This window comes from Actinomadura sp. BRA 177 (assembly GCF_013372625.1).
Classification (GTDB): Bacteria; Actinomycetota; Actinomycetes; order Streptosporangiales; family Streptosporangiaceae; genus Spirillospora.
On record NZ_JABXFD010000402.1, the window covers coordinates 1 to 8,976 of the forward strand.

The 8,976-nt window shown below is 71.6% G+C and carries 8 protein-coding genes and 1 pseudogene; 3 read left to right on the forward strand and 6 right to left on the reverse strand.

Features of this window, described 5'->3' with window-relative positions; all coding sequences use genetic code 11:
* The 3 genes from HUX53_RS23945 to HUX53_RS23955 form a co-directional block, all read left to right on the forward strand.
* On the forward strand, positions 1–256 hold a 256-nt coding region (locus HUX53_RS23945; protein ID WP_176405475.1), incomplete at its 5' end, for a VOC family protein.
* Positions 257–326: 70 nt separating this feature from the next.
* Positions 327–1,712 (forward strand): MFS transporter, encoded by a 1,386-nt coding sequence (locus tag HUX53_RS23950; RefSeq protein ID WP_176405476.1) that lies wholly within the window; start codon positions 327–329, stop codon positions 1,710–1,712.
* Positions 1,713–1,754: 42 nt separating this feature from the next.
* On the forward strand, positions 1,755–3,194 hold the full coding sequence (locus tag HUX53_RS23955; protein WP_176405477.1) for an arylsulfotransferase family protein: 1,440 nt from the start codon (positions 1,755–1,757) through the stop codon (positions 3,192–3,194).
* Here the strand turns inward: HUX53_RS23955 and HUX53_RS23960 are convergent, their stop codons facing one another.
* The 6 genes and pseudogenes from HUX53_RS23960 to HUX53_RS23980 all read right to left on the reverse strand — a co-directional run.
* Positions 3,195–3,599, reverse strand: a complete 405-nt coding sequence (locus tag HUX53_RS23960) for an RNA-binding S4 domain-containing protein (RefSeq protein ID WP_176405478.1) — start codon at positions 3,597–3,599, stop codon at positions 3,195–3,197.
* Positions 3,600–3,611: 12 nt separating this feature from the next.
* Positions 3,612–4,580: a 1-acyl-sn-glycerol-3-phosphate acyltransferase gene (locus HUX53_RS23965; protein WP_176405479.1), complete on the reverse strand. Its 969-nt coding sequence runs from the start codon at positions 4,578–4,580 to the stop codon at positions 3,612–3,614.
* A 1-nt stretch (position 4,581) separates the two neighbouring features.
* Positions 4,582–5,427 carry a patatin-like phospholipase family protein gene (locus tag HUX53_RS23970; RefSeq protein WP_309237405.1) on the reverse strand — a complete coding sequence of 282 codons (846 nt, stop codon included), beginning with the start codon at positions 5,425–5,427 and terminating at the stop codon, positions 4,582–4,584.
* A gap of 108 nt (positions 5,428–5,535) precedes the next feature.
* Positions 5,536–6,114 carry a glycoside hydrolase family 3 C-terminal domain-containing protein gene (locus HUX53_RS40140; RefSeq protein WP_309237406.1) on the reverse strand — a complete coding sequence of 193 codons (579 nt, stop codon included), beginning with the start codon at positions 6,112–6,114 and terminating at the stop codon, positions 5,536–5,538.
* Positions 6,115–6,346: 232 nt separating this feature from the next.
* A pseudogene (locus tag HUX53_RS41465) lies at positions 6,347–7,294 on the reverse strand (glycoside hydrolase family 3 protein); the annotation flags it as partial.
* Between the two features lie 628 nt (positions 7,295–7,922).
* Positions 7,923–8,976, reverse strand: a 1,054-nt coding sequence (locus tag HUX53_RS23980; RefSeq protein WP_217919821.1) for a DUF2382 domain-containing protein, incomplete at its 5' end; no start/stop codon positions are given.

Sequence of the window (8,976 nt, forward strand, 5' to 3'; positions counted from 1 at the left end):
GTTCCAGCCGCCCGGTTCGGGCACCCGCCCGTCCGGGAGGGGCGGCGGCAGGCAGGCCATGCCGGACGGGCGGGTGCCCGAACCGGGCGGCTGGAACCGCATCTCGCTGACGGTGGACGACATCGAGGCGGAGGTCTCGAAGCTCACCGAGGCGGGCGTCTCGTTCCGGAACACGATCGTCGACGGGGTCGGCGGCAGGCAGGTCCTGGTGGACGACCCGTCCGGCAATCCCGTGGAGTTGTTCCAGTACAAGTAGGGCACGACATACCTGGTCGGTCTACGGGCAGTAGTGGTTGGTGACATCCACCCCTCGGCCGTGGGCGCGTGTGACCAGTGCGCTCACGGACCGGCTCGGCGGGAGACGGCGTGCCCGCATCGTGCTGCTGCTGGCGTGCGTGCTCGCGCTCAACACGGCCGACACGGGGGTCGTCGGGGCGATCGTCCAGGAGCTGCGCACGTCGCTCCACATCGGTAACACGCAGGTCGGGATACTCACGGCGGCGCCGGCGGCCGTCGGCGCGGTGGCGACGCTGCCGGTGGGGCAGCTGACCGACCGGGTGCCGCGGGTGCCGCTGCTGGCGGGCAGCATCCTGCTGTGGAGCCTCGCGATGATCGTCGGCGGGCTGGCGAGTTCGTACGAGTGGCTGCTGGCGTCGCGGGTGGCGCTGGGCGCGGTGACGGCGACGGCGGGGCCGACGGTCGCGTCGCTGATCGGCGACCTGTTCCCGCCGGAGGAGCGGGCCGGGACGTGGGGGCGGATCCTGGCCGGCGAGCTGGTCGGGGTCGGGTTCGGGCTGATCCCGGGCGGGAACATCGCCGCGTTCCTGAGCTGGCGGTTCGCGTTCTGGTTCGTCGCGGTGCTCGGCTTCGTCCTGGCCGTGCTGCTGTGGCGGATGATGCCGGAGCCGGAGCGCGGCGCGCAGGGGTCGGCGGCGGGCCGGGGCGAGGAGGAACTCGCCCAGCGGCAGGTCGACGACTCGGACGTGGAGCCGGATCCGCGGAACGTCCTGGACACCGATCCGGAGAGCATGTCGCTGCTGGAGGCGGCGCGGCACGTCCTCCGCATCCGCACGAACGTGATCATCATCATCGCGTCGGCGATCGGCTACTTCTTCTTCGCCGGGCTGCGCACGTTCGCGATGGTCTTCGTGCAGGAGCGGTACTCGATCAGCCGCGACGAGCTGTCGGCGTTCATCCCGGTCATCGGGCTGGCCGCGCTCGCGGGGGTGCTCATCGGCGGGCGGCTGGCCGACCGGCTGGTGCGCAGGGGCGTGGTCACCGCGCGGGTCAACGTGCCGGGGGTGGCGTTCGCCGTGTCCGCGCTGCTGTTCGTGCCGGGCCTGCTCACCGGCCAGGCGCTGATCGCGCTGCCGCTGTTCACGCTCGCCGCCGCGGCGCTCGCCGCCGCGAACCCGCCGCTGGACGCGGTGCGGCTGGACGTCGTCCACTTCCGATTGTGGGGACGGGCCGAGGCGATCCGGACGATCGTGCGGATGGCCGGGGAGGCGGCGGCGCCCGTGCTGTTCGGCTGGCTGTCGGGCGCGCTGGACGGCGGCCGGGGGTCGGCGACGGGCCTGGACCGGGCGTTCCTGCTGGCGCTGCTGCCGCTGCTGCTCAACGGACTGCTGCTGATCAAGGCCCGGCGCAGCTACCCGAAGGACGTCGCGTCGGCGCTGGAGTCCGAGCGCCGCTACGCCGACGGGAAGCGGTGACCGCTTATGCGGTTCTCATGTTCTCCGGGTAGACAGGGCCGCATGAGCGTGACACGTCGCGGTTTCCTGCTGTCCGGGCTCGTCGGAGGGGCTGCGCTCCTCAGCGGTGCCGGGTCCGGCCGTCCTCCCCCCGCCGAAGCCGATGTCCCCAACGGCTACGCCACCATGCCGGGCATACCGCCACCGGCGCTGAAGGCGCGGCGCCTCGGCCGTACCGAGGACGGCCTGCTGTTCGTCGCGCCCTTCCGCGGGACGGGCTCCGCCGACGCGCTCATCGTCGACGACACCGGCGAGCCGGTCTGGATCCACCGGTCGGAGCAGCTCATCACCGACGTCCGGGTGCAGACCTACGAGGGCGAACCCGTCCTCACCTACTGGGAGGGCGAACGCCGGACGGGCGGGCACGGCGCGGGCACGGGCGTCCTGCTCGGCCGCGACTACCAGCGCATCGCCGAGGTCCGGACGGGGAATGGGGTGCGCGGCGACTTCCACGAGTTCATCGTCACCGATCGCGGGACGGCGCTGATCATCGCCTATCCAACGGTCACCGCCGACATGCGTCCAATCGGGGGTCCGCACGAGGGGCACGTCCTCGACAACCGGGTCCAGGAGATCGACGTCCGCACGGGCGAGGTGCTGCTCGACTGGAGCGCGCTCGACCACCTCGACATCACCGAGACCCGCACCCCGCTGACCAAGGACGCGAACGGGACCAAGGGCAAGACGTTCGACCCCGTCCACATCAACTCGATCCAGGACGACGGGGACACGCTGCTGCTGTCGGCCCGCAACACCTGCGCCCTGTACTCGATCGACCGCCGGACGGGCGCCCTGCGCTGGCGGCTCGGCGGCCGGCGCAGCGACTTCGCGCTCGGGGACGGTGCCGAGTTCGCCTGGCAGCACGACGCCCGCCGCCGGCCGGACGGGACGATCACGCTCTTCGACAACCACATCGACAACCCTGGCGACGGCCCTTCGCGAGGGCTCGTCCTGCGGCTGGACGAGACGAACCGCACGGCGAACCGGGTCCGCGAGTTCAGCGACGGCAAGACCTTCGGCCAGTACATGGGCAACATGCAGATCCTGCCGGACGGGCACGTGCTCGTCGGCTGGGGATCGACCCCCGCGGTGACGGAGTTCACCGCCAACGGCAAGCCCGTCCTGGAGATCACGGGGCTCGGCGACGGCTCCTACCGCGCATACCGGGCCGCCTGGTCCGCGCGTCCCGCCACCGCCCCCGACGTCGCGGTGGCGCCGCTGCCGAACGACCGTATGCGGGTCAGCGTGAGCTGGAACGGCGCGACCGACGTCGCCGCGTGGCGCTTCCTCACCGGCTCCGGAAGCCGCCCGGTGGTCGCGAAGACCGTCCCACGCAAAAGCTTCGAGACGACCGTCACCCTCGCGCGATCACCGAACGTGACAGCCGAGGCCCTGGCCCCCGACGGCACCGTCCTTGGCCGGTCAGAACCCCGAATCGTCTAGCTAGTCGTCCTTCGGCGGGTTGTTCAGGGTGCGGTAGTGGTCGAGGATGCGTTCCAGTTCGCGGCGGTCGCGCTTGGTGGGGCGGCCCGCGCCGCGGTCGCGGCGGCCGACCGGGATGAGCGCCTCGCGCGGCGGCGGGGGCGGGCTCTTGTCGATCAGGCATTCCTGCGCGGCGGGCGCGCCGACCCGCTTGCGGATGATCTTCTGGACGACGACGATCCGCTCCCGTCCGTCGTGGCGGAGCCGCACCGTGTCGCCCGGTTTCACCGTGGTGGACGGCTTCGCGCGCTCGTCGTTGACGCGGACATGGCCCGCCCGGCACGCGGTCGTCGCCATCGAACGGGTCTTCAGCAGCCGCACGGCCCAGATCCACAGATCGACCCGCACGGACCCCTCGTCGCCCATGCGTCCATGATGTCACCTGGACGCGGGTGCCCGGTTTGCACTGATCCAGGCGTCGGCGCGTTCCCACTGCTGGTAGAGCCAGTCGATGCGGGCGTCCCGTCCGTCCGGGACGTCCTCGGCGGGGATGCGCCACCACTGGGCCTGGACGGCGCCGGTGAGCGGGATCCGCCGCCAGATGTCGCCGACCGTGGCCATGTGGTCGAGCCCGCAGTGCGCGACGAACACCACGTCGGCGGACGGCGCCGAGTCGAGCGCGGCCAGCACGCCGCCGGGACGCGGCGGCATCAGGTTGCGCATCGCGGCCGCCCGGGTCGCCTCGTCCGTGCGCCGGAGCTTGGTCAGCCGCCGGATCGCGCGGCGCCGCCGCTCCGGGGAGAAGTTGCCGCCCTCCGGGAAGATCAGCAGCGCGTCGCGCGGGCCGAGGTCGGCGGCGAGCAGGCCGATGTCGTCGACCGCGCCGCCACCGGGTGTGACGAACACGTTCGGCATGCGGTTCGCGGCGATGTCGATGCAGGGGTCGAACTGGAGTTGCGCCTTCATCACCACGCGGGGCCGCCGCCGGTAGTCGGTCAGCAGGTGGTGGACGAGGAGGAGCGCGTCACCGGGCCCGGCGTGCCGGCTGAGGACGATCAGCGGGCGGTCTTCGGGCGCCGCCTCCCCCTCACCGGTGATCTCCACGCGCAGGCCGAGCCGCCGCTCCGCCACCTCGTACAGGCCGGCGACGTAGCGGCGGATGATGTCGTAGTGCCGGTCGTCGTGGGCGCGGCGGCGGATCCACAGCCGGCCGCATTCGAGCACGGCCGCCGACTCCCGCAGCCCCCAGGCGAGCGTGAACCACAGCAGCCGGAGGGCGCGCCTGCGGTCGCGTCCGATCAGCGACGTCACCGCGAACGCGACCGGGAACAGCACGGTGACCAGCAGGGTCAGCACGAACAGCAGCGGCGTGAACACCAGCCGGCGGACGATGGGGGGAGGCAGCATCTCACGCTCGTTCTTTGAGGTACTCCAAGGATGCCCGGTAGCCGCGTTCGATGTGAGCCCGGATTCCGGACACGTTCCTGTACCGCATCTGGGCGAGGTCGACGCCGGACTTCTGCGGCTTGCCGCCCGCCGGCAGGACGTGCACGGCCAGGCCGTCCGGGAGGCTCGCCATCTCCTCGAAGAACCGGTGCCGGCGCGCGATCTCGAACGCGACCATGCCGACCTCCCAGGGGCGGCGCGGCGGCGGCAGGTCGCGCTCGATGCGCCCGACGTGCAGAATGTAGATGGTCGTCGCGCCGAGCATCACCGCGCGCCCGACCGGGATGCTGTGGACGAGCCCGCCGTCGAAGTAGTGCCGGTCCCCGATCCGGACGGGCGGCAGCAGTCCCGGCACGGCGGACGAGGCCAGTACCGCGGGCAGCAGCGGCCCGGACGTGAACCAGTGCGCCATCGCCGTCTCGATCCCGGCGGCGACGCACTCGAACGGGACGGCCATTTCCTCGAACGTCCGGACGGGGAGCAGTTCGTCCAGCATGCGGCGCAGCGGCTCGTTCGAGTGCAGGTGGGTGCCGGAGCGGGCGAGCGTCCACAGCCGCGCCCACATGCGTGCGCCGAACACGTCGCGGGTGGCGTCGTCCGACCACAGGCTGGTAAGGCGGTCGACGGCCGTGTCCGGGTCGGCCGCGACGAACGCGCCGTTCAGCGCCCCGATCGACGTCCCGACGATGATGTCGGGCCGGACGCCGCACTCGGCGAGCGCCCGCAGCATGCCGACCTCGTGCGCGCCGAGCACGCCGCCGCCGCCGAGCACGAACGCGGTCCGCGGCTCCCGATCAACACTTTCCACGGGGGCAGCCTCTCCCGAGCAAAGCGGCATAAACCCTGCTTATTTCGGGATGGACAGGGCCGGCCGCCCAAGGGGTGGTAGGCGGCCGGCCCTCGGCGGGGATGCCGGTCAGTGGTGGTGGTGATGGTGGTGGCCGCGGGTCCGGAGCCCGTAGCCGTAGGGGAACAGCGGCTTGTAGTCCCGGTCGCCGATGTTGATCGGCTCCTGGGCCTCGCTGCGCGGCCACGTCACCGGCAGGCGGCCGGTGAAGGGACGCTTGCCGAACAGGACGTCCGCGACGCCCGCGCCCTCGCTGCCCGGCAGCCAGGACATGACGAACGCGTCCATCTGGGACAGCTGGTCGGTGACGATCTGCGGCCGTCCCGCGACGTCGAGGACGACGCACGTCCGGATCGCGGAGCACACCTTGTCGATGTTGGCCTTGTCGGCGTCCGACAGGTTCAGCGTGTGCCCGTTGCCGACGTCGCCGACGCCCTCCGCGTACGGCTTCTCGCCGATGACGACGATGCCGACGTCATCGCCGGACATCGGCGCCGACGCGTCCGCGCTGTAGGTGACGTGGGACGAGTTCTGCTCGATGCCGTCCAGGATCGTCGTGCCTGGGATGATGTCGCCGGACGAGCCCTGCCACGTGACCGTCCAGCCGCCCGCCTGGTTGCCGATGTCGTCGGCGTTGGCGCCCGCCACGTAGATCCTGCTCGTTCTTGCGCAGCGGCAGCGCGCGGTGCGAGTTCTTCAGCAGGACCTGCGACTTCGCGACGGCCTCACGCGCGACCGCGCGGTGCTCCGGCGACCCGATCGTCTTGGCGAGGCTGCGGTCGGTGTACGGGTGCTCGAACAGGCCGAGCTCGAACTTCGCCGTCAGAATGCGGCGGACGGCGTCGTCGATGCGCGACATCTTCACGCGTCCCGCCTTCACCTCGGCGATCAGCGTCTCGACGAACTGCGGAGCGCTGTAGGGCTCCATGAACATGTCCATGCCGGCGTTGACGGACGTCCGCACCTGCGTGGCGTAGTCGCCGGGGATCTGCTGGATGGCCGCCCAGTCGCTGATGAGGAACCCGTCGAAGCCGATCTTCCCCTTGAGGACGTCGGTCAGCAGCTCCTTGTGCGCGCTCATCTTGACCGGGTTGCCGACGCCGTCCTCGGTCCATTCGACGCTGGAGAACGACGGCATGATGCTGCCGACGTCGTAGCGCTTCACGGCGGTGACGTAGGGCGCGAGGTCGATCTTCGCGAACGTCTTGCGGTCGGTGACCGTGACGCCCTGGTCGATCGTGTACGTCCCGCTGGTGGACGAGCCGAACACCGTGTCGCCGTCCCCGGCGAAGTGCTTCGCCGTCGCGAGGACGTGCCGGTTCGTGGCCATGTCGCGCTTGTGCTTGCCCTGGAAGCCCTCGATGCCGACGGCCATCTCGCTCACGAGCCGCGGGTCCTCGCCGAAGCTCTCGTAGGTGCGGCCCCAGCGCAGGTCACGGCTGACGCAGACGCACGGCGCGAACACCCACTGGGGCCCGCTCGCCTTCGTCTCGATGGCCGTGATCTCCTCTTCCCGCTTGACCAGCCGCGGGTCGCGGGTCGCGCCCATCCCGATGTTGTGCGGGAAGATCGTCGCGCCGACGAGGTTGTTGTGGCCGTGCACCGAGTCGATCCCGTACAGCAGCGGGATCTTCAGCCGGGTGGCGAGCGCCTTCGACTGGTAGGCGTCGACCATGTCGGCCCAGCCCGCAGGGGTGTTGTCGGCGGGCACCGAGCCGCCGCCCGAGAGCACCGAGCCGAGGGCCAGCTTCGTGATCTGGTCGCGGTCGCCGTCGATGGCGCCGCGCTCGGCCTGGGTCATCTGGCCGACCTTCTCCTCCAGCGTCATCCTGCCGAGCAGGTCGCCGACCCGCTTGGCGACGGGGAGCCGCGCGTTGAGATAGGCCGGCGGCCCATCGGCCAGCGCGGGCTGCACCGCGATGGCGGACGGGAGCGCCGCGATGGTCGCGAGCGCGACCAGTGATCGCCCGATCCGGGTGGCGATGACGCGTTTGTGGGGGTGTCGCAAGTCGTCCCTCCTGGGTCGCTCCGAGGACGCCGCACGGCCCGGCGGACCGCGCGCGGCCGTGCGCAGAGGCCGTGGCTCGCCCGGACGGCCACGACCTCTGCGCTCGGCGACGTCGTCACCCAGGAACCTCCCCCGGCTCCGCACCGGCTGTCAACGAACCTGTCCGGTGCGGACCGGAGCCTGGTGAAAACTGGGGAAGAGGAGTTGACGGGGACTAAATTCACACGTTGAATCATGTGCCGAACAAAGCCGGTCGGACGGTGGGGGCCATGATCGCCGCCACCACGTCCCGCGCTGCCCGCCCGGCACCGGCGGGCCCGCACCGGCCGGCACAGTGACCACCTCCGGCCACGCGAACGCCCGGGCGGCCGGCGGGTGAACAGCCGTCCCGGGCGCTCGCCATCCGGTGTGGCGCGTTCTCAGGACCGAATTGCCAGAGACGAGGGGCTCACTTGGACGGGCGGCCGCGCTCTCCGCGCTCTCCGCGATCGGTCCGCTCGGCCTTGATGTCGTCGTCGCGCGTCACCTCGATGCGCTCCTTGCGGAGCTCGCCGCGCACCGTCTGCTCGTCCTGCACCTGCTCGGTGCGCACGTGGACGCGCTCGACGGGGACGGTCTCCTTGGCGATCACCGGACGCTCCTCGTAGAGGATGATCTCGTGGTCGTCCTCGGAGATGGTGACCTTCGGGTTCGGCTCGCCGCCCACGATCGGCTCGCGGTCGATCTTGAGCTCCTCGTGCGAGACCGGGATCGTGCGCTCCACCATCTCCGTCTCGACGTACTTGTGCACCCGGACGCGGCCGGACTCGTGCCGCTCGGTGCCGATGCGCATCTGCTCCTCGGACCGGGTGATCTCGGTCATCGGGGCCTCGGCGCCCTCGCGCGCCGACTGCGCCGGCATGGTGCGCCCGGTCTGCTCCTGCCCGGTCTGCTCGGCCTGCTTGGCCTCCCCGCGCGCCGCCCTGTCCGGGCGGACGGCCATCCCGGCGGCACCCGCCGTGCCCGCGGCCCCGGCGGTGCCCGCGGCGGCGGCCGGCCCGGTCGTCCCGGTCGTCCCGGTGGTCCTGCCCTCGCCGGCCGTCCGGTCGGTGTCCCCGGCCGTGTCCGCCTCCCCGCCCTGGCGGCGGCCGCCCGGGGGACGCACGCCGTAGTGGCGGTACAGGTCCACGATCTGGGCATGGGACAGGTGCTCGTCCGCGTCGACGTTCGGCGCGCCCTTGATGGTCTCCTTGTCGTACGGGACCTGCAGCATGTCCTGGTTCTTGCGCGCGCCGGACAGCGGGACGAAGCTCTCCCGCATCCCGAACCATCCGGTGTGCACGGTCACCCACTCCGGCGCGCCGGAGTCGTCGTTGAGGTAGACCTGCTTGATCGTGCCGACCTTCGTCCCGTGGGTGTCGGACACGCTCATGCCCATGAGCTCCCGCACCTGTGTCTGCGTCTGCACGTTGAACACCTCTGCTTCCGTGAACGCTGCCGGGCGGAGGGGGCCGGGGGAGGTG

Bases quoted from the DNA above. Each gene is read 5' to 3' on its own strand.
- HUX53_RS23955 (WP_176405477.1), top strand. From the start codon at position 1,755: ATGAGCGTGACACGTCGCGGTTTCCTGCTGTCCGGGCTCGTCGGAGGG.
- HUX53_RS23960 (WP_176405478.1), bottom strand. From the start codon at position 3,599: ATGGGCGACGAGGGGTCCGTGCGGGTCGATCTGTGGATCTGGGCCGTG.
- HUX53_RS23965 (WP_176405479.1), bottom strand. From the start codon at position 4,580: ATGCTGCCTCCCCCCATCGTCCGCCGGCTGGTGTTCACGCCGCTGCTG.